25 protein-coding genes are annotated in these 24,457 nt (G+C 61.6%); 18 read left to right on the forward strand and 7 right to left on the reverse strand.

The annotated features are described in order from the left end of the window. The first annotated feature begins 40 nt into the window (after nucleotides 1-40). Both pgi and tkt read left to right on the forward strand, forming a co-directional pair. Nucleotides 41-1,594: a glucose-6-phosphate isomerase gene (gene pgi / locus JJ889_RS05205; RefSeq protein WP_291892241.1), complete on the forward strand. Its 1,554-nt coding sequence runs from the start codon at nucleotides 41-43 to the stop codon at nucleotides 1,592-1,594. A gap of 56 nt (nucleotides 1,595-1,650) precedes the next feature. Further along, nucleotides 1,651-3,627: a transketolase gene (gene tkt / locus JJ889_RS05210; RefSeq protein WP_291892244.1), complete on the forward strand. Its 1,977-nt coding sequence runs from the start codon at nucleotides 1,651-1,653 to the stop codon at nucleotides 3,625-3,627. A 24-nt stretch (nucleotides 3,628-3,651) separates the two neighbouring features. Here the strand turns inward: tkt and JJ889_RS05215 are convergent, their stop codons facing one another. The 4 genes from JJ889_RS05215 to JJ889_RS05230 form a co-directional block, all read right to left on the reverse strand. After that, nucleotides 3,652-4,830, reverse strand: coding sequence for a cupin domain-containing protein (locus tag JJ889_RS05215; protein WP_291892247.1), 1,179 nt, complete (start codon nucleotides 4,828-4,830; stop codon nucleotides 3,652-3,654). Nucleotides 4,831-4,945: 115 nt separating this feature from the next. Further along, a complete protein-coding gene (locus JJ889_RS05220) occupies nucleotides 4,946-5,563 on the reverse strand; it encodes a hypothetical protein (protein ID WP_291892250.1) in 618 nt (205 codons plus the stop codon). Nucleotides 5,564-5,627: 64 nt separating this feature from the next. Continuing rightward, entirely contained in the window at nucleotides 5,628-6,212 is a 585-nt protein-coding gene (locus tag JJ889_RS05225; protein ID WP_291892253.1) for a hypothetical protein, read from the reverse strand. Nucleotides 6,213-6,315: 103 nt separating this feature from the next. Next, nucleotides 6,316-6,630: a hypothetical protein gene (locus tag JJ889_RS05230; RefSeq protein WP_291892256.1), complete on the reverse strand. Its 315-nt coding sequence runs from the start codon at nucleotides 6,628-6,630 to the stop codon at nucleotides 6,316-6,318. A gap of 317 nt (nucleotides 6,631-6,947) precedes the next feature. On the opposite strand from JJ889_RS05230, the gene ruvC reads away from it, so the two are divergent. The 14 genes from ruvC to ftsH all read left to right on the forward strand — a co-directional run bounded on the left by ruvC (nucleotide 6,948) and on the right by ftsH (nucleotide 19,559). After that, nucleotides 6,948-7,448, forward strand: a complete 501-nt coding sequence (ruvC, locus tag JJ889_RS05235; protein WP_291892259.1) for a crossover junction endodeoxyribonuclease RuvC — start codon at nucleotides 6,948-6,950, stop codon at nucleotides 7,446-7,448. After that, a complete protein-coding gene (gene ruvA / locus JJ889_RS05240; RefSeq protein ID WP_291892263.1) occupies nucleotides 7,445-8,086 on the forward strand; it encodes a Holliday junction branch migration protein RuvA in 642 nt (213 codons plus the stop codon). Before ruvC ends, ruvA begins: the two co-directional genes overlap by 4 nt. Continuing rightward, nucleotides 8,083-8,823, forward strand: a complete 741-nt coding sequence (locus tag JJ889_RS05245; protein ID WP_291892266.1) for an MBL fold metallo-hydrolase — start codon at nucleotides 8,083-8,085, stop codon at nucleotides 8,821-8,823. The genes ruvA and JJ889_RS05245 overlap by 4 nt, the downstream gene beginning before the upstream one ends. Then, complete coding sequence (gene ruvB, locus JJ889_RS05250; protein WP_291892269.1) at nucleotides 8,816-9,853, forward strand: Holliday junction branch migration DNA helicase RuvB; 1,038 nt, start codon at nucleotides 8,816-8,818, stop codon at nucleotides 9,851-9,853. Before JJ889_RS05245 ends, ruvB begins: the two co-directional genes overlap by 8 nt. After that, complete coding sequence (ybgC, locus tag JJ889_RS05255; protein ID WP_291892271.1) at nucleotides 9,850-10,305, forward strand: tol-pal system-associated acyl-CoA thioesterase; 456 nt, start codon at nucleotides 9,850-9,852, stop codon at nucleotides 10,303-10,305. The genes ruvB and ybgC overlap by 4 nt, the downstream gene beginning before the upstream one ends. Further along, nucleotides 10,272-11,045: a nuclear transport factor 2 family protein gene (locus JJ889_RS05260; protein ID WP_291892273.1), complete on the forward strand. Its 774-nt coding sequence runs from the start codon at nucleotides 10,272-10,274 to the stop codon at nucleotides 11,043-11,045. Before ybgC ends, JJ889_RS05260 begins: the two co-directional genes overlap by 34 nt. 218 nt (nucleotides 11,046-11,263) lie before the next feature. Further along, a complete protein-coding gene (gene tolQ / locus JJ889_RS05265) occupies nucleotides 11,264-11,932 on the forward strand; it encodes a protein TolQ (protein WP_291892276.1) in 669 nt (222 codons plus the stop codon). Nucleotides 11,933-11,934: 2 nt separating this feature from the next. Then, nucleotides 11,935-12,369, forward strand: coding sequence for a biopolymer transporter ExbD (locus JJ889_RS05270; protein ID WP_291892279.1), 435 nt, complete (start codon nucleotides 11,935-11,937; stop codon nucleotides 12,367-12,369). 4 nt (nucleotides 12,370-12,373) lie between these two features. Further along, entirely contained in the window at nucleotides 12,374-13,210 is an 837-nt protein-coding gene (locus JJ889_RS05275; protein ID WP_291892282.1) for a cell envelope integrity protein TolA, read from the forward strand. 21 nt (nucleotides 13,211-13,231) lie between these two features. Further along, nucleotides 13,232-14,593 (forward strand): Tol-Pal system beta propeller repeat protein TolB, encoded by a 1,362-nt coding sequence (tolB, locus tag JJ889_RS05280; RefSeq protein WP_291892286.1) that lies wholly within the window; start codon nucleotides 13,232-13,234, stop codon nucleotides 14,591-14,593. 129 nt (nucleotides 14,594-14,722) lie between these two features. Beyond that, nucleotides 14,723-15,235: a peptidoglycan-associated lipoprotein Pal gene (pal, locus tag JJ889_RS05285; protein WP_291892289.1), complete on the forward strand. Its 513-nt coding sequence runs from the start codon at nucleotides 14,723-14,725 to the stop codon at nucleotides 15,233-15,235. A gap of 117 nt (nucleotides 15,236-15,352) precedes the next feature. Then, nucleotides 15,353-16,231, forward strand: a complete 879-nt coding sequence (locus JJ889_RS05290) for a tetratricopeptide repeat protein (RefSeq protein ID WP_291892292.1) — start codon at nucleotides 15,353-15,355, stop codon at nucleotides 16,229-16,231. Then, nucleotides 16,228-17,556 (forward strand): tRNA lysidine(34) synthetase TilS, encoded by a 1,329-nt coding sequence (gene tilS, locus JJ889_RS05295; RefSeq protein WP_291892295.1) that lies wholly within the window; start codon nucleotides 16,228-16,230, stop codon nucleotides 17,554-17,556. Before JJ889_RS05290 ends, tilS begins: the two co-directional genes overlap by 4 nt. Before the next feature lie 86 nt (nucleotides 17,557-17,642). After that, nucleotides 17,643-19,559, forward strand: a complete 1,917-nt coding sequence (ftsH, locus tag JJ889_RS05300; protein ID WP_291892298.1) for an ATP-dependent zinc metalloprotease FtsH — start codon at nucleotides 17,643-17,645, stop codon at nucleotides 19,557-19,559. A gap of 42 nt (nucleotides 19,560-19,601) precedes the next feature. Here the strand turns inward: ftsH and JJ889_RS05305 are convergent, their stop codons facing one another. Both JJ889_RS05305 and JJ889_RS05310 read right to left on the reverse strand, forming a co-directional pair. Next, nucleotides 19,602-20,732 (reverse strand): hypothetical protein, encoded by a 1,131-nt coding sequence (locus JJ889_RS05305; RefSeq protein ID WP_291892302.1) that lies wholly within the window; start codon nucleotides 20,730-20,732, stop codon nucleotides 19,602-19,604. A gap of 44 nt (nucleotides 20,733-20,776) precedes the next feature. Next, nucleotides 20,777-21,574, reverse strand: coding sequence for an AraC family transcriptional regulator (locus JJ889_RS05310; protein ID WP_291892305.1), 798 nt, complete (start codon nucleotides 21,572-21,574; stop codon nucleotides 20,777-20,779). 75 nt (nucleotides 21,575-21,649) lie between these two features. On the opposite strand from JJ889_RS05310, the gene folP reads away from it, so the two are divergent. Then, complete coding sequence (gene folP / locus JJ889_RS05315) at nucleotides 21,650-22,480, forward strand: dihydropteroate synthase (RefSeq protein ID WP_291892307.1); 831 nt, start codon at nucleotides 21,650-21,652, stop codon at nucleotides 22,478-22,480. A 56-nt stretch (nucleotides 22,481-22,536) separates the two neighbouring features. Next, on the forward strand, nucleotides 22,537-23,193 hold the full coding sequence (locus JJ889_RS05320; protein WP_291892311.1) for a glutathione S-transferase family protein: 657 nt from the start codon (nucleotides 22,537-22,539) through the stop codon (nucleotides 23,191-23,193). Here the strand turns inward: JJ889_RS05320 and JJ889_RS05325 are convergent. Beyond that, entirely contained in the window at nucleotides 23,190-24,383 is a 1,194-nt protein-coding gene (locus JJ889_RS05325) for a Xaa-Pro peptidase family protein (protein WP_366940057.1), read from the reverse strand. The two genes, JJ889_RS05320 and JJ889_RS05325, sit on opposite strands and share 4 nt — an antisense overlap. Nucleotides 24,384-24,457: the final 74 nt, after the last annotated feature.

The following is a 24,457-nucleotide window of genomic DNA, read 5'->3' on the forward strand; positions in this document are numbered from 1 at the left end:
GATACGCCTGAGTTTTACCGAATTGACGAGGTAGTCCCCCATGTCTCTCGACGCCCTGAAAACCCATGCAGACCGTCTGGCTGGCGGCTCCCTTCGTTCCATCGTGGACGGGCGGGGCGACGCGCTCTCCGACTGGGTGTTCAACGCAGCAGGTGTCGAACTGGATCTGACGAAGCAGTGTCTCGATCCGGCCGCGCTGACGGCATTGCTGGACTTCGCCGAAGGCGTGAACCTTTCCAGCCATCGCGATGCTCTGCTGTCCGGCGGCATCGTCAATGCGACCGAAGGCCGGCCGGCGCTGCACATGGCCTATCGTGAAGGCGCGAAAATCGACGGTTCTGATGCCGCCGAACTGGTTGAGCGTACCCAGGCCCAGACACGTGAATTTGCTCGTGCGGTAAGGGCAGGAGAGTATCAGCCGTCCGGCAAGGCGATTTCCCGCGTCGTCAATATCGGTATCGGCGGCTCTGATCTGGGTCCCCGGCTGATTGCGGATGCCCTGGCCGAGTTCGCTGATGGCGGACCGGAAATGCGATTTGTCGCGAGCCTTGATCCCAGTGATCTTCGCCTCGCGGTCGAGGGTGCGGATCCGGAGAGCATTCTTTTCATCGTCGCGTCCAAGTCTTTCTCGACCCAGGAAACCCTGATGGGGGCAGAGGCGGCTCGCGCCTGGTTGTCCGCGTATGTCGCTGAAGACCGGCTCGGGGGACATTTCGCTGCAGCATCCGCGGCGCCGGACAAGGCGGCGGCCTTTGGCATTCCGGCGGAGCGCGTGTTTGACTTCCCGGATTGGGTGGGCGGTCGCTATTCTGTCTGGAGCGCGGTCGGGCTGAGTCTGGAAATTGGTCTGGGGCCGGAAGTCTTCGCAGCTTTCCGCGAGGGTGCCCGACAGATGGATACGCATTTCGCCACAGCTCCCCTTGCCCAGAACCTGCCGGTGTTGAAAGGCCTGGTCGATGCGTGGAACCGGGTCGCGCTGGGTTATCCCAGCCGCTGTGTTGCGGCCTATTCCGCTCGTCTTGGGAAGCTGGCGGATTATCTCCAGCAGCTGGAAATGGAATCGCTGGGCAAGTCCGTGACCGTGGACGGAGAGCCCGCACCAACTGCGGGTGGCGCCCTGGTCTGGGGGGGAGCCGGTACCGAGATCCAGCACTCCTTCTTCCAGTGGCTGCACCAGGGCAAGGATATCGTTCCCGTCGACTTCATCGGCGTGAAACGTCACTTCGCCAGCGAGGATGCCCGCGAACGCGCACTGGCAGCGAACATGGCGGCCCAGGGCGCAGCGCTCCTGGATGGTCGCCAGCTGGACACGGCAGACGAAGGCGAGCTGGCGAGCCACAAATCCATGCCGGGCGGGCGCCCCTCCGCTATGCTGCTGCTGGACGATCTCAATCCGGCGACGTTGGGCGCGCTGATTGCCCTGCACGAGCATAAGGTATTCGTTGAAGGTGTTGTCTACGGAATTAATCCGTACGACCAGTGGGGCGTCGAGCTCGGGAAAGTCCTGACAACGGGTATTCTCAAAGGCGATACGAAAGAGTACGACGCGTCCACAAAAGCGTTGCTGGACCGGACCGGTTTTGGGGGCCGGTAAGGCTTCATCCCACTCCGAATCCCGCTACACGGACAGCGGATCTTAAAGAGGCGATCATGAGCACGAATATCGGTTCGCAATACACTGACATGGCCAATGCAATCCGCGCCCTGTCGATGGATGCAGTGCAGGCGGCTAATTCCGGACATCCGGGCATGCCGATGGGTATGGCAGATGTGGCCACCGTGCTTTGGGCGCGCCACATGAAGTTTGACCCGGCCGCGCCGGGCTGGGCTGACCGGGATCGGTTCATCCTGTCTGCCGGCCACGGCTCCATGCTGATCTACTCCCTGCTGCACCTGACCGGCTTTGAAGACATCACGATGGATGAGCTTCGTAAATTCCGTCAGATGGGATCGCTGACCGCCGGACACCCGGAATATGGTCACACACCGGGTGTGGAAGCGACCACAGGCCCGCTGGGGCAGGGCATTTCCATGGCGGTCGGCATGGCGCTGGCCGAGCGCATGCTGAACGCGGAATATGGCGATGACCTCGTTGATCACCGTACCTGGGTTATCGCTTCCGATGGTGACCTCCAGGAAGGCATCAGCCATGAAGCCATCTCGATTGCCGGTCATCTCAAGCTGAACCGTCTCTGTGTGCTCTGGGACGATAACGAAATCTCCATCGATGGCGCGACCAGCGTTTCGGAGTCCACCGATGTTCTCAAGCGTTTCGAGGCCGCGGGCTGGGCGACGGCGCGCGTTGATGGCCATGACATGGACGCGATCGACCAGGCGCTCTCCGAAGCGCGCCAGAGCGACAAGCCGGTACTGATCTCCTGTCAGACCACGATCGGTTTCGGTGCGCCGACCAAGGCCGGCACAGCTGGCAGCCACGGTGCGCCGCTGGGCGAGGAAGAAATCGCAGGCGCACGCAAGGCGCTGGGCTGGGATCACGCGCCGTTTGTTGTCCCGGACGAGGTCTATGAGAACTGGCGTGCTGTCGGATCCCCGGAAGCTCATGAAGCCTGGCGTGATCGCCTGGCGTCCACCGACAAGGCCGACGAGCTGGTTGCCCAGCTTTCCGGTGAGCCGGGCGAAGCGGGTCTTGAAGCGCTTTCCGCCTGGCGCAAGCAGGTGGCAGAAGAACGTCCCGATCTGGCGTCCCGGGCGGCTTCGGGCAAGACGCTGGAAGCGATCATCCGCAGCTGGCCAGGCCTGATTGGTGGGTCTGCGGATCTGACCGGGTCCAACCTGACCAAGACCACCCATGGCGGTGCTGTTTCTGCTGATGATTATGCCGGCCCGTACATCCATTTCGGTGTGCGCGAGCATGGCATGGCAGCGTGTGCGAACGGTATGGCACTGCATGGCGGTGTCACGCCTTACGTCGCGACCTTCCTGGTCTTTGCCGATTATTGCCGTGGCTCCATGCGCCTGTCCTCGTTGATGGAACAGCCGGTAGTCTATGTTCTGACCCATGACTCCATCGGTCTGGGCGAAGATGGGCCGACCCACCAGCCGGTCGAGACGCTGGCGTCCCTGCGCGCTATTCCAAACATGCACGTCTTCCGTCCGGCCGATGCGCTGGAGACCGCGGAAGCCTGGGAGCTCTCACTCAAGCGCGACAATGGTCCGAGCGTTCTGGCACTGTCGCGTCAGAAACTGCCCTTCCTGCGTGAGGATGACGGTTTTGAGAACCTGTCCAGCCGCGGGGCCTATGTCCTGCGCGATGCGGACAACGCCAAGGCGGTTATCGTGGCGACCGGTTCGGAGGTTTCACTGGCTGTTGAAGCCCAGGCCAAGCTGGCCGAGGAGGGAATTGCCGTTCGGGTCGTATCCGCGCCGTGCCTGGATATCTTCCACGATCAGGATGCGGCCTACCAGGACGAGGTGCTGGGAACAGATCTGCCGGTGATCGGTGTAGAGGCGGCTCTGCGCTATGGCTGGGACAGCATCATCGGACGCAAGGGACAGTTTGTGGGCATGTCCGGATTCGGTGCCAGCGCGCCGGCCGGCGAGCTCTACGAGCATTTCAATATCACAGCGCCGGCTGTTGCCGATGCCGTCCGCAAGGCGCTCGCCTGACGAGCGCCCCACGGCCGGTTCGTATCAGACCGGTTCAGCCAGACCGAATGCGAACAGGCGGCCAATGGTCGCCTGTTGGTCTTTGGAGTCCAGGTCGGCGAACGTCTCCAGGCTGATTTCACCACCATCCAGCAGGGTGTGCAGGCCCGGCTCGGCCTTGGCCGGGAAACGGATCTCTCCACCCGAGGTGATAATCACGATCTCCTCGCCATCCTCGGCCATGCGCCAGGGCGTATTGGCCTTCAGGCGGTAGCGTTTGGACGGGTCTGTTGGTGTCTGGAAATTGGCAATCGTGCCTTCCGTGGCCGGTAGGCGTGACTGGATGAAATTGTCCACATAGATATGGAAGGCTTCGTCCAGATCCGCTTCCTTGGCAAAGGTCGAGACCAGGCTTTTAAAGTGCGGACGCACGCTTTCCATGTCGAAATCCGGACGCGCGAAACCAACAGGCAGGGACTGGCGGAATTCCGGGTGGCGCAGGGCGACTTCGGAAATCACTTCCAGCATCAGATCGGCCCAGGTCTTTACAATTAGGCCCACCGTGATGTGCAGGGAGGCCTCGTCACCATGTGTCAGCGCATCATGCATCAGCCCGCGCGGTACGTAGGCGCAATCGCCGGCTTCCAGAACAAATTCCTCGACCGGATCGCCAATCTCGTGTTCGCCGCTGCGGAAACCCTCACCCCGGAAGGGTTTGTCGACCGGCGTGTTATAGAGGCGCCAGGATTTGGAGCCGGAGACCTGCAGGACAAACACATCATGGTCGTCATAATGTGTCTTGAAGCCCTGCGCGTCCGGCGGGGTGAGATAGATGTTCGTTTGCACATGGCAGGACAGGTGCGATTCCATGGCCCGACAGAAATCTGCCAGGGTGGCGTCAACCTCATGCAGTTGTGGCAGGATCAGCGTTGCGCCCTGCTGAAACTGGCGGGCGACGCCGCCGCGGTCAATGGCGCCGGAGTTGAACGTATAGTCTTCGCGGTTCACCGGCGGATCTGCGCGGGTCATGTCCAGTGAGCCAGGTTGGAAATTGATGCTGGAGACCAGTTCATCAATCCGCTCGATTGACAACAGATCGCGGTACCGGTTTCCGTCCTTGTGTTTGCTCACCAGCGCCTTGCGCTCATGGTATTGCGCAAAGAACTCCTCCGCAGAGACCGGATCGAACAGATAGCCGAAAACGTCCTTGGCCCAGGGTTTCATGGATTCACTCCCCCATTTTCAATACCGGCATCTAAGCGTGGAAATCGATTTTGCGCACGAAAAAAAGCTTCGCGACAGATCGTCGCGAAGCCTTGTTTTTACAGTTGATACGGGGTCAGCAGCGACCGCGTCCCACCGGGTCTGCATAGCTGCCAGTATCGCTGTCGGTACAGCCGCGCCCGCGGCCATTTCCGGCACGGTCGGCATAGGTTCCGCTGTCACTGTCAGTGATGCCGGTGCGATGGCCGCCGCGGCCATTACCCGCGGGATCTGCATAGGAACCGCTATCGCTGTCCGTGATGCCCGAGCCGCCCCGTCCATTGCCTGCCGGGTCCGCATAGGAGCCACTGTCGCTGTCGGTAACGCCGGAACGACGGCCACCACGACCATTGCCTGCCGGGTCTGCGTAGGACCCGCTGTCGCTGTCGGTAACACCGGAACCACCGCGGCCATTGCCAGCCGGGTCGGCATAGGCGCCTGAATCGGCATCAGTGATGCCGGAACGATAACCGCCTCGGCCGCGACCGACCGGGTCTGCATAGGCGCCGGCATCGCCGTCTGTCACGCCACGTGATCCAGGTCCCCGGCCTCCGCCAATCGGATCGAACGGGTCTGCGTCCGTGTAGCCTGTTGTCGCGCAGGCGCTGACGACGCTGCCAGCACCCAGAGTTAGGGACCCGCCCGCTACGCGCACCAGAAAGGAGCGGCGAGAGATCTTTCCACGTTTAGCCATTACCTGTCTCCACAAATGAGAACGGACTCCCGGCGGGCCGGAAGTCCGTCATCAACCCAAAGGTCTAGTAGCGGCGCGAACGTCCGCGACCAGCCGGGTCGGCACAGCCGCCCGTATCACTGTCTGTCGTGCCTGGCTGTACGTGACCGCGCCCACGGCCGCCCGGATCGGAACAGGAACCGCTGTCGCTGTCCGTTGACGAACCGCGGCCATTGCCGGCGGGGTCACTCGGATCGCTGTCCGTGACCCCGGAGCGTCCACGGCCATTGCCGACCGGGTCACTGGGGTCACTGTCGGTGAGGCCGGTGCGACCGCGGCCATTGCCTGCCGGATCGCTTGGGTCACTGTCAGTTAGGCCGGAACGTCCACGACCATTGCCCGCCGGATCGCTGGGATCGCTGTCGGTCAGGCCTGAACGGCCGCGACCATAACCGGCGCGATCGCTGCCGCCACCTGTATCACTGTCCGTCATTCCCGTGCGGCCATATCCGGAACGGTCGGCATAAGTACCACCGTCACTGTCCGTGCGGCCGGTATAGTTCTGCGCCAGGCTACCACCGGTAACCAGGCCAACCGCACCGGTCGCCGCGACACCACCAGCCACGCTGGTCATGAAGGAACGGCGGCTGAGCTTGCCTTTTTTAGCCATGTCTTGCTCCCAATTTAGCTAGCGGGCCACAGCGGGCCCGTTGTCCCCCGCAAGATACGAAAAAGGGGCGGTTGTGCAGGCCGCCCCTTGGAATTGAACCCGACTATGCCGGGCCGCGACCGCGACCACCCGGATCGCTGCAGGCGCCGCCATCACTGTCGGTGTAGCCGGTATTGCCGCGGCCATAGCCGGACGTGTCGGCGCAAGCACCACCATCGCTGTCGGTGACACCGGTGTAGCTGGAGCCGTGGTTTGCGTAGTCATTCGGATCGCTGTCCGTGATGCCGGTGCGAGCTGCAGCATCAACCGGATCTGCATCGACGGAACGCTGAAGCATCGTCGCGCCCGCAACTGCAGCAACAGTGCCGGTAACAACCGTGCCGCCTGCAACGCGGGTCAGGAATGAGCGACGGCTCATTTTGCCCTTTTTAGCCATTTTATAGTCTCCCCAGTAGCCATAAGACCGCCCGACGCGGTCACGCATATGCTCTGGTCAGAAGACTACGCGCGGCGCGCGAGCAGGGCAAACAAAAGTTCAAGAAAAAATATCAATACAGATCAATCGCTTAACCGGTGTTTTTGCGAATAATTGTCATGATATTTGCGACTGATTTTCATTGCGCTGTTACCCTTGCGAGAAAATGCCGTTTTAAATCGCCACTTTGCAGAGATTCTCTGATGTTCACGGCTTGTTCTCTTGTGCGGAGCAGTGTTTAGTCACAACCGGAGGCGCTGATGACATCAAGAACACGCTTGCTTGGGATCGATCCGGGTCTGAGATGTATGGGCTGGGGCGTAATCGACGTCTCCGGAAACCGCATGAGCCATGTCGCGCATGGCACGATCAAGCCGCCGACTGACCAGCCGCTGTCCGATCGCCTGACCGTCATTTTCCGCGGTGTGCTGCAGCTGGTCGAGGAATACCAGCCACATGAATGCGCCATCGAGGAAGCTTTCATGGCCAAGAATGCCTCCTCTGCACTGAAGCTCGGTCATGCGCGCGCCGCTGCGCTTCTCGCGCCGGCCTCCACGGACCGACCCGTGTTCGAATACGCCGCACGCCTGGTCAAAAAGGCTGTGGTTGGAACAGGTGGCGCCGACAAGACCCAGGTCTCGGCCATGGTCGGTGTCCTGCTGCCAGGCGTAAAGGCCACGGCCGATGCTGCAGATGCGCTGGCGATTGCCATCTGCCATGCCCACAACAGGAATACCCATGTGAGAGGGGAAGTCGCATGATCGGAATGCTCAAGGGTGTCGTTGACGCGGTCGGGGCGGACGAGACCGTGATTGACGTCAACGGTGTGGGTTATCTTGTGGCGGCAGGTGTACAGACCCTGGCGAGACTGGAAGTTGGCGCCCAGGTGAAGATGCACATCGAGACGCATGTCCGCGAAGATGCCTTCAAGCTGTTTGGTTTCCTGGATGAGACGGAGCGGGCCTGGTTCGTGCACCTTCAGTCTGTGCAGGGAGTGGGCGCCAAGGCTGCCTTTGCCATTCTGGATGCTGTGCCGGTATCGGAGATCGCGAGTGCGGTGGCGCTGGGTGACAAGGCCACGTTCGGACGGGCCAAGGGTGTCGGGCCGAAACTGGCCACGCGAATTGCCACGGAACTCAAGGACAAGGCGCCGCCGGTCGGGCGCAATCTGGGGATCGGCCTGTCTGCTCACGCTGCTACGCCGAGCGCGACAAGCACTTCCGGCAAGGCTTCCTCCGATGACGGAGCTGTGAGGGAGGAGGCCGTATCGGCCCTGCTTAATCTGGGTTATGCAGAGACCGTTGCCCGGCAAGCCGTGGCGACAGTACAGCGTAATGGAGGTGAAGGCTTGGAGCTCGGGGAAGTCATTCGCCAGTCTTTGAAGGAGTTGGCTCCATGATTTCCGCTTTTGCCGGCGCGCTTGCGTTGGCATCTACCGTGTCCGCGACGACGGACACGACCCCCGATACTGTCCAAATTCGCCTTGTTGCCAATATGGGAGTCCTGGTGAGCCAGGGCGAGAACAAGGTACTTGTCGATGCCCTGTTCACGGACGTCTACGAAGGGCGTTTTCATGTTCCCACCAGCGATGACCGCGAGGCCATGATCACTGCTTCCGGCGAGTTTGACGGCGTTGATGCCCTGTTGTTCACGCATGAACACGGCGATCATTTCAACGCCGGGGAAGCCGGTCTGGCTCTCGCCGCGAATGACGCGCTGGTGCTGATGGCTCCGGACCAGGTCAGCAGCCAGCTGAGCGCCAGCGCGACGGAGCTGCCGGACGGCCTTTCCGTGCGTGCCGTCCCGATGTTCCACATGGAGGGCATGGACAATCATGCCTTCATCATCGAGCTGGGCGGGACATCGGTCCTGCATCTGGGGGATACCAATCCCGACGAAGCCGATTTCACGGTCCTTGATGACGAGGACATTGATGTTGTGCTGTACCCGATCTGGTTCGTGCAATCGGAAACCGGACAGGCCGAGCTGAGCGGCCGGTTCGCCGGCGCGCGGCATGTTGCCGTACATGTGCCAGCCCATATTTCCGGTGAACAGATGGCCGAATATCTCGGCAAGGGGAATTCGCTGGTTGATCCGGGAGACCGGATTGTGATCAATCCCGGGGACCATGACTGAACAAGACGACCGGATAATCGAGGCTGAGATGCAGGCGGGCGATCATCGCGACAAGGCGATGCGTCCGCTTTCCTTTGGCGATTTTGTTGGCCAGAAAGCATCGATCGAGAACCTGAAGGTCTTCGTCGAGGCGGCGCGCCGCCGTGAAGAGGCGCTGGACCATGTCCTGCTTTCCGGGCCGCCCGGGCTGGGCAAGACGACGCTGGCGCAGATCGTCGCTCGTGAATTGGGTGTCGGTTTTCGGGCGACTTCAGGTCCGGTTATCGCCAAGGCCGGCGACCTCGCTGCCATCCTGACCAATCTCGAGCCGCGCGATGTGCTTTTCATCGACGAGATCCACCGCCTTTCTCCGGCTGTGGAGGAAGTCCTTTATCCGGCGATGGAGGACTTCTGCCTGGATCTGGTGATCGGGGAGGGGCCTTCAGCGCGCACCGTCCGTATCGACCTCCCGCCCTTTACACTCGTGGGCGCGACCACACGGGCCGGTTTGCTGGCGACACCTCTGCGTGACCGTTTCGGCGTGCCGGTCCGGCTGGAATTCTACGACGCCGCGGAGCTGGCCTCGATCGTGGCGCGCAATGCCGCGAAATTCGGCATCAATGCCTCGCCGGAAGGCGCGCTGGAGGTTGCCCGACGGGCGCGCGGGACCCCGCGTGTCGCCGGGCGCTTGTTGCGCCGGGTGCGCGATTTCGCCGAGGCCGAGGGCGCCGAACAGATCTCGGCCGAGGTGGCCGACCGGGCATTACGCCGGCTGGAGGTCGACAAGATCGGCCTGGACAGTCTTGATCGGCGCTATCTGCATGCGCTTCTGCATACGTTCCGGGGTGGCCCTGTCGGGGTCGAAACACTGGCTGCGGCCCTGGCCGAGGCGCGTGATGCGCTCGAGGATGTGGTCGAGCCCTTCCTGATCCAGCAGGGGTTTATCCAGCGTACGCCGCGTGGCCGCATGGCGGCTCCGCGGGCCTGGGAGCATATGGGCATCGAGATTCCGCGATCAGCGGACACGGATCTTTTCGGAGGTGGCAAATGAGCCTGGAGCCGACAGCTGGCGTTCTGTGCGACGACAAGGTCCATCGTCTGCCGGTTCGCGTTTATTACGAAGACACCGATTTCTCTGGCGTCGTTTATCACGCCCGTTATCTGCACTTTTTCGAGCGAGGCCGCACGGACAGTCTGCGTTGTCTGGGCATCCATCATTCTGAACTGGCACAGGCGGACGACCCGCTGGCCTTTGCCGTGCGCCGGATGTCGATCGAGTTCGCAGTCGCTGCTAGGGTGGACGATGCCCTGGTGGTGGAAACCCTGTTCCGGCCCCAGAAAGGCGCGCGACTGATGATCGAACAGCGTTTGATGCGCGGCGAGACGCTGATTGCGTCAGCAGATGTCCAGGCGGTGTGCATCTCTCTGGATGGCGCGGTCAAGCGTCCTCCCAGATCCATGGCCGCGAAATGGCAGAATATGGTTATTCCGGTAGACAGCTAACCAAAACCCGCTACGCTTTTCATATTGGCTTTGGGGGAGGCCGTATGAACAAGCAAGCTGGCTTGACTGGCGAATTGAACGAAATGCGTCATGCTAGGTATGGCGAAGAACGGCCGTCTGCGCCGCCCAATTTCCAATTCGAAGTTGTTCGATCGTTTCCGGACGACCCCTATCTGTTCATGCATATGGTCCAGTTCCCGGCGCCGGGCGTGCAATGGGTCACAATGAGCCTTTTGAGCATGGAGCCCGGGGCGACTGGTCGGATTGTCCACCAGGTGACCAACAGGCAGGTAGAGCGGGACAATCCGGACTTTACCAGAGTCGCCGGAACACGGGCTCTGGATGCTGCCGCGGATACAAAAGAGACACGTGCCGCCGTGATCGGCTTCGTGTCCCAGGTGTTGTCGGGCGGCAATGTCGCTGCTTGCGCTGACTGGCTCGACCGCGATTGTTTCATCACGCACAACCCGTACATGCTGGCCGACTATCAGGGTTTCGTTCAATTCCTGGATGAAGAAATGAGCCGCGTCGATGCCTTGAGGTACGTCTGCATCTCCGATGTCGTCGCCTATCATGACTTTGCGGCCGTTTTCTCGGTCATTGACTTTCGAGGCCATGAATATCGCGCTTGTGACCTGTTCCGTGTCGAGGACGGAAAAATCGTCGAGCACTGGGACATTGCCGAACGAGCGGTCAATCAGGCACCGCCCGGGAATGACCGAAGTTTTATGCCCCTGTAACGGGTTGCAGAGATTTCTTCTCGCCTCATGCGATAAGGGTCTGCAATTCAGCGCGGGTCTTGTGCTATCACATCAGAAATTTGCCGCATTCCTGCGTCATTGGCTGTCCAGCCAGGTCGCAATGCATTGGGGAAGGCGCGCGGCACGCCGGGGAGAGTTTGAAGAGTTGCGTCGCGTATCCGACGCGTTGTGACGGAACGCAGCCAAGGAATACACTCATGGAAACTAGTGTGGTTGATGTCGCCCAGGCGGTAGAGGGCTTTTCCTTCTATGACCTGTTCATGCGCGCAGACTGGGTGGTCAAGGGCGTGATGGGCATTCTCGCCTTCATGTCGATCTGGTCGTGGGCCATCGCGGTCGACAAGTCGCTGCAGATGCGCGGGCTGCATGGCAAATCCAAAGTCTTTGAGCGTGAATTCTGGTCCGGCCGTCCGCTGGACGCACTGGCAGACCAGTTTGCCAAGAACCCGCGCGATCCATTCAGCCATACGTTTGCAGCCGGACTGCGCGAATGGAAGGGCACAGCACCAGGCGGTCGTGTTGCCAAGGCTGCGGGTGCCGAGGCGAGCCGTCAGCTGAACAATGCGGAAACCGGCTTGGGTATTCTGGCGACGATCGCGTCAGCAGCGCCGTTTGTCGGCCTGTTCGGTACGGTCTGGGGCATCATGAATGCCTTCCGCGCCATCGCCGCGGAACAGAACACAAATCTCGCCGTCGTTGCGCCAGGCATCGCCGAGGCGCTGTTCGCCACGGCGCTGGGCCTGCTGGCGGCAATCCCGGCGGTTATTTTCTTCAACGCGCTGTCAGCCAATATCGGCAAGTATGGCGCGCGCCTTGACGGGTTTGTCGACGAGCTTTCCGCTCTCGCTGACCGGGAAGGCAAATAGTCATGGCCGTTTCGCTCGACAGCGGCGGTGGTGGACGCGGCAGAGCCCGCTGGAAGCCCAAGGCCGAGATCAATGTGACGCCCTTTGTCGACGTCATGCTGGTGCTTCTCATCGTTTTCATGGTCACCGCACCCCTGCTGACGGTCGGTATCGAGATCGACATGCCCGAGACGGAAGCCCAGCAACTTCCCGCCATCGAGGAGCCGATCACGGTGACACTGACGGCAGAGGGTACGATCTTCCTGCAGGAAACCGAGGTCGAGCTGGGTGAGCTTAGCGCGCGTCTTCGCGCCATCGCCGCATCCGGCACGGATCACCCGGTCGCTTATCGCTGGGACGCGTCCGCCAATGGCCAGCATATCGCCCAGGTTCTGGGAGATATTCAGGCTGCGGGCTTTACGCGTGTTCAGGTGATCACGGATCCCGTGGAGGGCTAATCCGTTGCGCGGTCTTGTCGTTTCGCTTGTAGTTCATGCCGGCTTTATTGCTGCGGGCGTGATCTATCTGCCTCGGGCAGCCCATCTGCTCGAGACGACACCCTATGTGCCGATCGAGCTGGTCAGCCTGTCCGACACGACAAATGTGACCGCCGCGGCACCCGAGCCTGAACCAGAGCCGGAAGAAGAGATCATCGAGGATCCTGTCGAGGAAGAGCCGACGGTGGAAGACGCGATCGTTGATCCGGCACCCGAACCGGAACAGGCCCCGGAACCGGAGCCTGAACCTGCCGTGATCTCGCCGGATCCGGTTGAGGAAGCCGCTGAACCCGAACCGGAGCCCGAGCCAGAACCTGAGCCGGTGCGCGAAGAACCGCGCCGTCCGGACCCGGAGCCGGAACCCGAACCGGCGGAGCCCAGCTTCTTTGATTCGCTGGACGACCTGGCCGCGACGGTGGATGAAGCGCGCGACGAGCGTGCCAGCGATGCGGGCGAGCGCCGCCGCGCCGTTGGCAATGGCGAGAGTAATACCGCGACCCTGCAAGTAATCCTGCAAAACCATCTGGCACGTTGCTGGCGCAATTCGCTGGATGCACCGCATCCGGATGAGCTGGCCGTCGAGGTTGAGTTGTCTCTCAATCGCAATGGTGAACTGATGGGGCCGCCGCGCCTGGTCGACCAGGGCCGCGTGCTCAATTCCCCCAACCCCTACCTGCGTGTTGCCGGTGAGCGTGCGTTGCGCGCAGCCTCGGTGTGTGCACCTTATCCACTGCCCCCGGAACAATATTCCGAGTGGCGTCAAATTACGGCCAATTTCGCGCCGTCTTTATACGGCAACTGATTTCTGAACCGGAGCGAGATTATGATCCGCCTGCTTGCCTCAATCCTGACCCTCGTCGCGGCGCTCGCTGCTCCAATCGCAGCGCATGCGCAGGAGCCGCTGCGTGTGGACATCACCGAAGGCAATCTCGACCCGCTGCCGTTGGCGCTTCCTGATTTCATCGCTGTTGACGAGGAATTTGCCGAACGCGGCGCGGACATCACGCGTGTGATCACCAATGACCTGGCCAGTTCCGGCCTGTTCGCGCCGATCGATCAGAGCGCCTATATCGAGGACATCGAGAATATCGACTTGCGCCCGCGCTTTTCCGACTGGCGCGTGATCAATGCCTCGGCCCTGCTGGTCGGGCGTATCACTGAACAGGATGACGGGCGTTTGCTGGTTGCCTTCCGGCTGTGGGACACGCGTCTGGAAACCCAGATGCTGGGCGTTCAATACGTCACCGCGCCGGAAAACTGGCGCCGGGTGGCGCACAAGGTGGCCGACGCTGTCTATCAGCGCCTGACCGGTGAAGAGGGATATTTCGACACCCGCATCGTCTATGTCGCCGAAGGACGTGGAGTGGATGGTGAGCCGCTGCACCAGCTGGCCTGGATGGATCAGGACGGTGCCAATCCGTCATTCCTGACGGATCGTTCCTACATGGCGCTGTTGCCGAACTTTTCTCCGAGTGCGCAGGAAATCACCTATGTGTCCTTCCTCGAGGGGCAGGCGACGACCTATCTCTACGATCTTGAGACCGGTCGCCAGGAAGCCCTGTTCGCGTCCGGCGGGCGCGGTGCTGCGACCCAGATCGATCCGGACGGTCAGAGCTTGTCCGCGCGTTTCTCCCCGGACGGCAGCCAACTGGCGGTTTCCGTGGAGACCCGCAATGGTCACGACATCCACATGTTCGATCTTCGCACGCGTGAACTGACCCGCCTGACCCAGCATCCGGCTGACGACGTGGAGCCGTCTTTTTCACCGGATGGTGAACGGATCGTGTTCTCTTCCTCGCGTGGTGGTGGTTCCCAGCTCTATACCATGAATGCGGATGGTACGGATGTGCAGCGTATTACTTTTGGCGAAGGCCGCTACACGACACCGGTCTGGTCTCCGCGAGGCGATCTGATCGCCTTTACCAAACAGTCCAATGGCCGTTTCCTGCTTGGCGTCGTGCGCGCTGACGGTTCCGGCATCGAACGCATCCTGTTCGAAGGGTATTATGTCGACACACCGGCCTGGTCGCCCAATGGCCGCGTACTGCTCTTCACTCGCGGTGAACCGCGCACAAACGGCACGCGATATGAAATCTGGAGTATTGATCTGGCCGGGTTCAATCTGAGGCGGCTGGCCACAGGCGGAATGGCCTCGGATCCGGCATGGTCGCCCTTGATCGACTAGCCCTTTTCTGAGTAGGGTTCTTTCTAATGCGCGGCGCCAGTGGGGGGGCCGACAATTTTCTGCGTCTTGTTTTTGGGGCGTGATCGGGAGTACGCCAGAAAAATCTGGCTGGATGAGGGTGTTTACATCATGAAGATCAAACTGTTTGCGATTGCAGCCCTGGCCGCGTTTGCGACCGCGTGTGCGTCTACGCCGGAGCCGGTAGCGGATCCGATTCCGGAACCGCAGCCGACACGTCCGGCTGAACCGGCCCAGCCGACTGGACCGACTGCCGGTTCCGTTGATCATTTCGTACAGACTGCGGGCGACCGCGTCTTCTTCGGCTATGACCGTCATGACCTGTCGTCTGAGGCACGCGCCGTGCTTCGCGATCAGGCAGCCTGGCTGATGACCTACAGCGATGCACGCATCACGATCGCCGGCAATTGTGACGAGCGCGGCACGCGTGAATATAACCTGGCCCTGGGCGCCCGTCGCGCCAATGCGGCCCGCGACTACCTGATCAGCCAGGGTGTTGATCCGTCGCGCATCACGACGACCTCCTTCGGCAAGGAGCGTCCGATCTGCCGTCAGTCCAACGAGCAGTGCTGGGCGACCAACCGTAATGCGATCACCGAAATCACCAGCGGCTACACCAACTAAGCTGCGTTGATTTGAGTATCAGCAACGTCCGCGATCCCGCATGGTTCGCGGACGTTTCTTTTTCACAAGACCCTTGAGCGCCGCATTTTTGCCGTGCTCGTGCACTAGGTGCGCATGATGATCCGAATTCTTTGCATGTCTGTCGTCGTTACCGCGCTGGCCGCGGCCACGCCGGCCCAAGCCCAGTCCCGCCGCGAACTTGCGGAGCGTATCGACGCGACCGAAGTGCGTATCGGCGAGCTGGAAAACCAGTTCCTTGCCGGTGACCCCGTGGTGGAAACCCTGCTTCAGCGCCTCGATGCGCTGGACTATCAGATCCAGCAACTGACCGGCGCCAACGAGCAGATGCGGTTCGAGAATCGCCAGCTTCGCGAAACAGTGGAAACGCTGCAGGCGGAAATCGAAGCGTCGCGCGCCCCTGCGATTGATGATGCCACGGCCAATTGGATGACTGATGGTCTGGAAGTTGGCGGCGAAGAAAGCGGTGAAACGATCACCCAGCTGGAAAATCCGAATCTCTCGCACAGTGACCCGGATGATCCGTTCGCTGAAGCGCGTTCGGAGGCAACGGGCGTTCTGGGCGGCAATGTTGCCGACGCTACGCCTACCATCAGTCCGGAAGAATTGTTCGCAACCGGTCGCTCGCGTCTTGTCGACAATGATTTTGGTGGCGCCCAGGTGGCGTTCGAGACTTTCGTCACCGAGAACGCCGATCATCCGAATGTCGGCGAGGCCTGGTACTGGCTCGGCCAGACCTTCTACGTCCAGGACAATTTCGGTGAAGCCGCAGATGCCTATATCGCTTCCTTGCGCAACCAGCCGAGCGGTCAGCGGGCCCCGGATGCGCTGGTCCAGCTTGCGGCATCCCTGCGCGGACTTGGCCGCGTCGACGAGGCGTGTGGAACCCTGTCCCAGTTCGGACGCCAATTCCCCAATGCTCCGGCCGAGGCCCGTGACCGTGCCGCACGCGAGTCGGTTCGCGCCAACTGCCGGTGACGGCAGCGCTCGAACAACATGTTCATGATCAGCTTGACGCGCTCTGCGGTAACGCAGGGCGCGTTGCTTTGGGGTATTCCGGGGGTGGTGACAGTCACGCATTGATGTTGCTGGCTGCCGACTGGGCGCGCTCGCGCGGGGTTGAGTTGCTTGCGCTGACCGTTGATCACGGCTTGCGACCGGAAAGCGCCAGCGAGGCGCAGCATGCGCGCTCCCTTGCGAGAAAGCAGGGTCTTGAGGCCCGTATGCTGACCTGTCGCAAGGATACGCTTCACAGCGCCATCCAGGAAACAGCACGTACCTGGCGCCATGACGCCCTGTCCGAGGCCTGCAATCTGGCCGGCATCACCCGGCTGTTGTTGGCGCACACGCGGGACGACCAGGCCGAGACCGTATTGATGCGTCTGCAAGCGGGTGCACGCTGGCAGGGACTGGCGGGCATGGGCGTGGATGATGTGTCACCGAGCTGGCCCCTTGGGCGGGAAATCAGGCTGGGTCGACCGCTTCTTTCGTTGCGTCGCCGCGACTTGCGCGAATGGCTCACCCGGCGGGGGGAAGCCTGGATCGAGGATCCGTCGAACGACAATACCCGTTTCACTCGCATTCGCCTGCGCCAGGCGCTTCACAGGGCCGGCGATGGGCCGGGGCAGCGTCTGGCTGATCTGGCGTTCGAGCTCGGGCAGGCGCGTCACACCGTACGCAAGGCCTGCGCGGAGTTGATGCCGCAAATTGCCGAAGTGATGTCATGGGGCGGGGTGAGGCTGGATGCAGGGCGTCTGGCAAAGCTTGCTCCGCTCTATCGCCGTGGACTGCTGGGCTTGCTCGTTCAGGCCGTATCGGGTTCGACCCGCGAGGTGGGGAGCAATGCGGTCTTCCGGCTGGAAGAAGCCCTGGCCCGCTCCACGAACACCACCGCTGGCGGGATCATGTTGCAGGTCACTGGACAATCCGCCTGGATGGTTCGCGACCCCGGCGCGGTGTTGGGCCGTGTCGACCACCCCGCCAGATCAACAGCGGTCGTCACAAGTCAGAACGAGACTGTCTGGGATGGTCGCCTGCTTCATCCTTCGGACGAATGTCCAGAGCCACTTGGCCTTGATTATTCCGGGCTCGTGGAGAGGGACGCGCTGGCTGAAATTCCCGGATTTGCGCGTGCGTCTCTGCCTTGTTTCCGTCGCAACGGCCGTGTCATCTCTATTCCGGGTTTATTAGGAGCTGATAGTGTAGACTGTCGTTTCCTGGTGTCGGACCGTCTAGAGAGTCGCCTTTCGGCCTGTGATCCGTCATTCTTGTCACCTCGCACAAGTTTGATCTCGCAAGCCTGACGCTAGCTGCGTGGCTGACTCGCAATGGGCGGTGTGAATGCCCATATCTGGTCTGACCGACCGATTTGTCTGAACGGATGTGCCGTATGCAAATGAGAAATTTCCTGATCTGGGCCGTTGTGTTTGTGCTGTTGCTGGCGCTGTTCAACCTGTTGGACCGCTCTGCGACCGTGACAGAACCGACGAACGAGGTCGCCTATTCCGAATTCCATTCGCTGATTTCAAACGGGCAGATCACTGATGCCATGGTGCAAGGCGATGAGGTGATCGCCAGCCGATCCAACGGCGAGACGGTCCGGGTACGCCTGCATCCGAATGACGATACGACTGTCGACCGGATGACGGAAAGCGGTGTCAGGGTCGAAATCGCGGCGGAACAGGCCGAGGGCAATTTCTTCTTCACCCTGCTGGTCCAATGGTTCCCCTTCCTGCTCCTGATCGGTGTATGGATCTTCTTCATGCGGCAAATGCAGGGCGGTGGACGCGGTGGCGCCATGGGCTTTGGCAAGTCCAAGGCGCGCCTTTTGACCGAACATCAGGGTCGCAAGACGTTTGACGATGTCGCCGGTGTGGACGAGGCCAAGGAAGAGCTGCAGGAAGTTGTCGAGTTCCTCAAGGACCCGAGCAAGTTCCAGCGCCTGGGTGGCAAGATCCCGAAGGGCGCATTGCTGGTCGGCCCTCCGGGTACCGGCAAGACCCTGCTGGCCCGTGCCGTTGCCGGTGAGGCGAATGTTCCCTTCTTCTCGATTTCCGGTTCGGACTTTGTCGAGATGTTTGTCGGTGTCGGCGCCTCGCGTGTTCGCGACATGTTTGAACAGGCCAAGAAAAACGCACCCTGTATTATCTTCATCGACGAGATCGATGCCGTGGGCCGTTCCCGTGGTGCCGGCCATGGCGGTGGCAATGACGAACGCGAACAGACGCTGAACCAGCTTCTGGTGGAGATGGACGGGTTTGAGTCCAATGAAGGCATCATCATCCTGGCCGCAACCAACCGTCCGGACGTGCTGGACTCCGCGCTGCGCCGTCCGGGCCGTTTTGACCGCGAGATCAATGTCGGCAATCCCGATATCACCGGCCGCGAGAAGATCCTCAAGGTTCACATGCGAGATGTGCCGCTGGCCTCCGACGTGGATGCCAAGGTCATTGCACGCGGCACGCCGGGCTTCTCCGGTGCCGACCTGGCGAACCTGGTGAACGAGGCCGCTCTGCTGGCGGCTCGTCGCAACAAGCGTATTGTGTCGATGCTCGAATTCGAGGACGCCAAGGACAAGGTCATGATGGGCCCGGAACGCCGTTCCATGGTCCTGACCGAGGACCAGAAGGAACAGACCGCCTATCACGAGGCCGGCCACGCCATTGTCGGCTTGAACATGCCGCTGTGTGACCCGGTCTACAAGGCAACGATCATTCCGCGCGGTCGTGCGCTGGGCATGGTGATGAGCCTGCCGGAAATGGATCGCCTGAACTGGCACCGTGACGAGTGTGAGCAGAAACTCGCCATGACCATGGCCGGCAAGGCTGCCGAGGTCATCAAATACGGTGAGGATCACGTTTCCAACGGTCCGTCCGGTGATATCCAGCAGGCCAGCCAGCTGGCCCGTGCCATGGTTCTGCGCTGGGGCATGTCCGACAAGGTCGGCAATGTCGACTATGCGGAGACGCATGAGGGTTACAACGGCCAGACCTTTGGGGGTTCGGTTTCCGCTGCGACCAAGGAGCTGATCGAGAGCGAGGTTCGTCGGTTCATAGAGGATGCCTATGCCAAGGCGCTGAAGGTTCTCGATGAGAAGAAGGATGACTGGGAAACCTTGGCCCAGGGCCTGCTCGAATACGAGACCCTGACGGGTGACGAGATCACGGACCTGCTGGACGGCAAGCCGCCATCACGTCCCGACAGTGATTCCACAACGCCGCCGACCGCACCGGCGAGCGCTGTGCCCACGACCGAGGAAAATGCTGGTGAGGAGCCCGATGGCGGCCCCGAACCACAAGGCGCCTGACGTCGAAGAAAACCCCCGGTCATCGACCGGGGGTTTTTTGTTTCAGTCTGTGTCGATACTGAGCCCGTCAAAACTGTCGAGCGAGGCGCTGACGCCCCAGCCACCAAAGGATTCCGAGACCGCCGCGGTTAGGACATTCGCGCCCCCCTGGAGACGCAATGGCACCCGGTCAACCCGCACGATCGTGCCCAGATGGCGATGATCACGCACCCGCCAGCCGGCATTGCCGGCAAAGATCTGCTCGCCATTGAGATAGAGCCGCACGCGGTCGCTATAACCAAAACTCAGCTCCCGCGTCATCGCCTCCTCGGCACTGAGCGTGACTTCCGCCAGTACGGTATTGGCGCCCTGGCTCGGCCCGGCAAGGCGAGAGAGATTGGCAATGCCATTGGGTTCGACCGCGAGGCGGGTGCGTTCGTCATCGAGTTCGGGCAGTGAATAGCCGGCATCGAGCAAGGCCTCGTCAAACGCCTCGGAAACCGCCCAGTTCCCGATCAGCGTGTCCGGCAGCGGATCGGTCTCGCGGCTCTCGCCGATCAAACGGTCCTGCGGCGTGACCGGGCGGATGGAGATATTGCTGAACCAGCTGCCGGTACCTTCAACCCAGAAGCGGTCGCTCATGTAGAAACCGATGGCGCCGCCACTGGTCTCACTGCCCAGATCCGCGATGTGCAGGAGCGGGGTCTCCATGTCGCCCACAAAGATATCCGCGGCATCGCCGATGGCCACGATGCGCACGCGGATCCATTCCCGCGCCGGCAGGTCCGTGGCCTGCGCTTCGTTCGGACCGGCATAGATCTGCCAACCGGCGATGCCGTTGAGCACCGGCAGATACTGCGCGGCGTCGGGCTGTCCGCTCTGGTGGGGGCGTACATAGAATTGTTCCAGCGCGTTCTCGTCAGCGGCGCGCCAGTTCACGCCAATGAAACCGCTCTCATCCGTCGAGGCATACTCATACTCCAGGACAAAATCCTGCAGATCCACATCGCGGCGCCAGGCCTGTGCGCGGGAAATATAAAGCGCCTCGCGACCCAGTGCCTGTTCGACACGAACCGCGCCGTTATCCGCGGCGGCGACCTGCCAGGTCTCGCCGTCATATTGCAGGGTGTCCTGCGCGATTGCCGTTGCGCCAAGGAGCAGGGCGCTGATCAGGCCGGTAGCCAGTTTTGACATGTGCTCGTCCTTTTAAAACTCACTGAAGGGACGATCACTCTTGCCTAGGCGGTTGCAGACGTATTGGACTTTTCCGACGCCGTGCGAAGTGTGTGAAGCCGCGCGGGAGAGACCCCCGTGAGCTTCTTGCAATCACGGATCAGGTGGGACTGGTCGCAATAACCGTTCGCGGCTGCCAGGTCCGCCCAGGCCGGGCTGGTGTTGGCATCGGCCAAGGCAATGGTCTCGGCCAGCCGGATCTGCTGCGCATAGCGCTTGGGCGTCAGGCCCAGCATGTCGTGAAAGCGGCGCTGTAGCTGGCGCTCGCTGACCTGCATGCGTCTCGCCAGTCCTGCCAGGGAAACCTGACCCTGGGAAGCGCGGATGTGGGACTGGCTGAAGGCGGCAAAAGTGTTCTCCCGCTCGCGGGAAAGCCGGTTGATGGCGTCAAGCCAGTGATGGCGGGCGAAAGCCTCGCTCTGGCCGATCAGGCGGTCAGCCAACGGGGCGAGGCGGTCTTGCAGTGCGTCAGGTGCATCATCAAGCCGGTCCGTCCAGTCGCGTGGGTGCAGGCCCAGCGCCATGGCGCGCTCCGGCGACAGGGTGACGGCCAACAGGGTTTCTCCGGCGACTGGCTGGAACCAGCGTGCCTCGGTTGCCATGCCGAAGATTTCGACCCGGGAATAGCGCCCGGAATAACGCGCGACGATATTGATCTCGGCATTGGGCAGGACATAGTGCGGGGCATCATTGGCGACGGCGTGGGACCAGCAGCGCAGGATCTCGCCCGGCCCGAATTCATGCGCCACATAGCCGCGCAGGCGGTGTTCGTTCTGGAATGTCCAGCTTTCGCCGTCCGGCATAAGCTCAGCCCTCTTTCACAAGCACGCGGGCAATCGTATATCTGCGGACCCCTCACGTCGTATCAAAGCTTCGTCATGCCCCATTTTAAAGCCCGCCGAAAAACCGACCTTCCCTTTGTCATGGGCGTTTTGAACGTCACGCCGGACAGTTTTTCCGATGGCGGTGATTTTGTGGACCGGGCGGCGGCGGTCGAGCGCGGCCTGGAGATGCTGCGCAATGGCGCGGATGTGATCGATGTCGGTGGCGAGTCGACCCGGCCGGGGGCTGACCCGGTGCCGGAAGACGAGGAATTGCGCCGCGTTGTTCCGGTCATCAAGGCGCTACGCGAGCGCTCGGCTGCCCGCATTTCCATTGATTCTTTCAAGCCCGCAGTGGCCCGGGCCGCCGTCGAGGCGGGCGCCGATATCTGGAACGACGTCCGCGCCCTGCAGGAGCCTGGCGCGCTGGAGACGGCTGCAGAGCTCGGGGTGCCGGTCATCCTGATGCACATGTCCGGCAGCCCGAAAACCATGCAGGACAAGCCGCAATATGAAGACGTCGTCGGTGAGGTCTGTGATTTCCTGACCGAGCGTGCGGACCTGGCCATGGCGGCCGGTGTCACCGCCGACAGCATCTGGCTCGACCCGGGAATCGGCTTCGGCAAGACCCTGGACCACAACCTCGCGCTCATGCGAGATCTCGATCAGGTGATCCGGCTGGGCTACCCCGTCTTGTTCGGGGCTTCGCGCAAGCGTTTCATAGCGGCAATCGATGACGGGGCTCACGAGATGGAACGCCTGGGCGGCTCCTTGGCCGCTGCCATGCGTGCGGCCCAGGCCGGAGCCGCTATGGTGCGTGTGCATGATGTGCGCATGACCATGCAGGCGCTGAAGGTCCAGGCGGCGATCAAGCGCGGCAAGTCCTGACACAAGGCTGTCAGCAGGGGCGGGCTAGAAGGTCTGCCCGCTGAAAGGGAAACAAGATGAGCTACACACTCCTGCGCGCCGAAGGGTTCGGTTCTGTCTGTATCGAGCTTGCCCTGGAACTGCTCGGACAGGCCTATGAGCGTGTCGAGGCGGATCCGCTTGGCAGCGAGGCGGACAAGGCGTGCATCCGTGAGATCAATCCGCTCGTCCAGATTCCTACGCTCAAACTGCCCGATGGCCGGATCATGACCGAGAGCGCGTCGATCCTGATCTATCTGGGCGATCTTGATGGCCAGTACACGCTGGCGCCGCGGCCCAATGACGTGGCCCGGGTGGAGTATCTGCGCTGGCTCGGCTTTCTCAGCGCGGGCCTCTATTCAACCTTCACCATCTCGGACGGGCCGGAACGTTTCCATCCCGATCCGGCAACCCATGACGTTTTGCTGGAACAGGCCAATGAGCGTCGCAAACAGTTGTGGATCGTTATGGAGGCAGCCTTTGCTGATAGCAAAGGGACGTTCCTGCTCGGAGACACGATGAGCCTGCTGGACATCTATGTCGCCATGATGAGCTATTGGTCGCCGCGCCGGGACTGGTTCGAGACCCATTGTCCGCGCCTGCTGGCTGCGGTGCGGGCGTGTGAGCAAAATCCGATTGTTCGTTCGGTTTTCGAGCGCAATTACACCGAAGACTTCAAACCTGTTCCGGCCTAGCCGAACGGGTCATCGATCGACTTGCTGGGTTGGGTAAACCAGCGCGGACCGTCTGCGGCCATGTAGAAATGGTCTTCCAGACGAATGCCGAACTCACCCGGCACGCAGATCATCGGCTCGTTGGAAAAACACATGCCGATATCCAGCGGTGTCCTGTCATTGCCCACCAGATAGGGCCCTTCATGAATGTCCAGGCCAATGCCATGGCCGGTGCGATGCGGCGTTCCCGGCAGCTGATAGCCCGGACCGAAGCCGCGGCGCTCGCCCTCTGCTCGGGCTGCATCATCGGCTGCTGAACAGGGCTGGCCCAGCTGGGCGGCATCAAAAGCCGCGAGCTGGCAGGCCTTTTCCGCCTCCCAGACCCGGCGCTGCTGCGCCGTTGGTTCTCCAAACACATAGGAGCGGGTGATGTCGGACTGATAGCCATGGATGGCACAGCCGGTATCGATCAGCACCATGTCACCGCGCTCCAGCGGCTTGGGTGTGGAGACACCATGCGGGAAGGCGCTGTCCGGTCCGAACAGGACGATGCAGAAGGTCGAACCGTCCGGGGCGCCGATCTTCTTGTGGGCGGCATGGATGAATTCGGTGACTTCCCGGGTCGTGATGCCCTCGCGCAGGATGCGCGCAGCGGCCTTGTGCACTTCCAGCGTGGCGGTCTTGGTCGCCTGCATCAGTGCCAGCTCGTTCTCCGACTTGCGGGAGCGCCCGAAAAGAATGACGTCGCCAGCATCAACCAGCTCTGCATCACAGGTCGCCTTGAGACCGGTGACCCGGAACAGTGGCATCGAGGGATCCAGCCCGACCTTGACACATCCCGCCAGCAGGCTGGCGGTGAGGGCATAGGGATCCTCATGCTCCTGCCAGCCCTCCAGCCGGGCTTCGACCGTCATGAAATCGCGGATCGTCCCGTCCTCAAAGGCCGGTCCGACATAGATGATATCGCCACTCGCAGGGATGACCGCGCCCATCAGGCGCTCGGTCTGATACCATTTGGTGCCGGTGTAATAGGTCAGATTGCTGCCAGCATCGATATAGACGGCATCCAGGCCCGCGACTGACATGCGTGCCTGGAGAGCAGAGATGCGGTCCTTGTGTTCCTCGACCGGGATGGGCTGACAATGGCCGAGCATATTGTCCAGCCGGGCCAGCTCCGCCTCGGCCGTGGATCCGCCGACACCGCGTGTCATGGTCACTGTCATTGCGCACTCTCCCCATACGGTGTGTCACCGATTATTGGATCCAATCTCCACATCGGGCGATC

Origin of the sequence: Maricaulis sp. (assembly GCF_017643475.1) — a bacterium.
Classification (GTDB): Bacteria; Pseudomonadota; Alphaproteobacteria; order Caulobacterales; family Maricaulaceae; genus Maricaulis.

Bases quoted from the DNA above. Each gene is read 5' to 3' on its own strand.
- ruvC (WP_291892259.1), top strand. From the start codon at position 6,948: ATGACATCAAGAACACGCTTGCTTGGGATCGATCCGGGTCTGAGATGT.
- JJ889_RS05230 (WP_291892256.1), bottom strand. From the start codon at position 6,630: ATGAGCCGTCGCTCATTCCTGACCCGCGTTGCAGGCGGCACGGTTGTT.
- JJ889_RS05220 (WP_291892250.1), bottom strand. From the start codon at position 5,563: ATGGCTAAACGTGGAAAGATCTCTCGCCGCTCCTTTCTGGTGCGCGTA.
- tolQ (WP_291892276.1), top strand. From the start codon at position 11,264: ATGGAAACTAGTGTGGTTGATGTCGCCCAGGCGGTAGAGGGCTTTTCC.
- tolB (WP_291892286.1), top strand. From the start codon at position 13,232: ATGATCCGCCTGCTTGCCTCAATCCTGACCCTCGTCGCGGCGCTCGCT.
- JJ889_RS05260 (WP_291892273.1), top strand. From the start codon at position 10,272: ATGGCAGAATATGGTTATTCCGGTAGACAGCTAACCAAAACCCGCTAC.
- JJ889_RS05245 (WP_291892266.1), top strand. From the start codon at position 8,083: ATGATTTCCGCTTTTGCCGGCGCGCTTGCGTTGGCATCTACCGTGTCC.
- JJ889_RS05215 (WP_291892247.1), bottom strand. From the start codon at position 4,830: ATGAAACCCTGGGCCAAGGACGTTTTCGGCTATCTGTTCGATCCGGTC.
- JJ889_RS05270 (WP_291892279.1), top strand. From the start codon at position 11,935: ATGGCCGTTTCGCTCGACAGCGGCGGTGGTGGACGCGGCAGAGCCCGC.
- JJ889_RS05290 (WP_291892292.1), top strand. From the start codon at position 15,353: ATGATCCGAATTCTTTGCATGTCTGTCGTCGTTACCGCGCTGGCCGCG.
- ruvA (WP_291892263.1), top strand. From the start codon at position 7,445: ATGATCGGAATGCTCAAGGGTGTCGTTGACGCGGTCGGGGCGGACGAG.
- folP (WP_291892307.1), top strand. From the start codon at position 21,650: ATGCCCCATTTTAAAGCCCGCCGAAAAACCGACCTTCCCTTTGTCATG.
- ybgC (WP_291892271.1), top strand. From the start codon at position 9,850: ATGAGCCTGGAGCCGACAGCTGGCGTTCTGTGCGACGACAAGGTCCAT.
- tkt (WP_291892244.1), top strand. From the start codon at position 1,651: ATGAGCACGAATATCGGTTCGCAATACACTGACATGGCCAATGCAATC.
- JJ889_RS05305 (WP_291892302.1), bottom strand. From the start codon at position 20,732: ATGTCAAAACTGGCTACCGGCCTGATCAGCGCCCTGCTCCTTGGCGCA.
- JJ889_RS05310 (WP_291892305.1), bottom strand. From the start codon at position 21,574: ATGCCGGACGGCGAAAGCTGGACATTCCAGAACGAACACCGCCTGCGC.
- ftsH (WP_291892298.1), top strand. From the start codon at position 17,643: ATGCAAATGAGAAATTTCCTGATCTGGGCCGTTGTGTTTGTGCTGTTG.
- JJ889_RS05225 (WP_291892253.1), bottom strand. From the start codon at position 6,212: ATGGCTAAAAAAGGCAAGCTCAGCCGCCGTTCCTTCATGACCAGCGTG.
- JJ889_RS05325 (WP_366940057.1), bottom strand. From the start codon at position 24,383: ATGACACGCGGTGTCGGCGGATCCACGGCCGAGGCGGAGCTGGCCCGG.
- pal (WP_291892289.1), top strand. From the start codon at position 14,723: ATGAAGATCAAACTGTTTGCGATTGCAGCCCTGGCCGCGTTTGCGACC.
- ruvB (WP_291892269.1), top strand. From the start codon at position 8,816: ATGACTGAACAAGACGACCGGATAATCGAGGCTGAGATGCAGGCGGGC.
- JJ889_RS05320 (WP_291892311.1), top strand. From the start codon at position 22,537: ATGAGCTACACACTCCTGCGCGCCGAAGGGTTCGGTTCTGTCTGTATC.
- pgi (WP_291892241.1), top strand. From the start codon at position 41: ATGTCTCTCGACGCCCTGAAAACCCATGCAGACCGTCTGGCTGGCGGC.